The 833-nt window shown below is 39.5% G+C and carries 1 protein-coding gene; it reads left to right on the top strand.

Features of this window, described 5'->3' with window-relative positions:
- Window positions 1–102: 102 nt before the first annotated feature.
- Window positions 103–833, top strand: a 731-nt coding sequence (locus tag Xedl_RS19835) for an IS630 family transposase (RefSeq protein ID WP_074025451.1), incomplete at its 3' end; no start/stop codon positions are given.

Below are 833 nucleotides of genomic sequence, written 5' to 3'. Positions count from 1 at the left end.
CTAAATGACTTTTCAAAATGGTAGGAGTATCAAAGAAACTCAGTCCCATTTTTGCGAATTTGGATTTTCCAGACACAAAAAAGCAAAAAGAAGGACTGAGTTATGGTTATCCTACCACCCATTCCCCGTAATGAACGACGCCTGATGAAAAAAATGGCGCAAAAAACGAACGATAAAAAGTATGCCATTCGTATCCTATCCATTCTCATGATTCATCAGGGTCAACCAGTTTTTCACGTCGCTGAAACACTTTGTGTCGCTCAGTCTTCTGTATGGCGTTGGATAAAGTCGTTTAGAACATATCGTTGGTTAGGGTTGCAAAATAAGCCCTCAGGCCGTCATCAACGATGGGAGCTAACCGGCTTTTTGCCTTTTCTCTTTTATTTACTGAAGCTTTCTCCTCAGCAGTTTGGTTATGAGCGCTCTCGCTGGAGTCTTGAACTTTTTATGATACAACTCAACGAGTTGACTCATATAAAATTTTCAATCAGCACACTTTATCGATTTCTCTGCAAAAATCAGATCGTTTGGCGGCGAGCCGCACCAACATTACATGAGAAAGATCCTGAATATGAAGAGAAGATGAAGCAAATTAACCAGGCATTACTTGGGGCATCAAAAGAACATCCCGTGTTTTATGAAGACGAAGTGGATATTCATTTCAATCCTAAAATAGGTTCAGACTGGTATCTTAAAGGCCAACAAAAACGGATTATCACACCGGGAAAGAACCAAAAATATTACTTTGCCGGCTGTTTTGATAGCCAAACGCACGAAATTTTTTACACGGGTTCTGGCAGGAAAAACTCTTATTTATTTATCAATATGTTAGA

Source organism: Xenorhabdus eapokensis, assembly GCF_001908105.1.
This window is presented reverse-complemented; position numbering and strand designations above follow the sequence as displayed.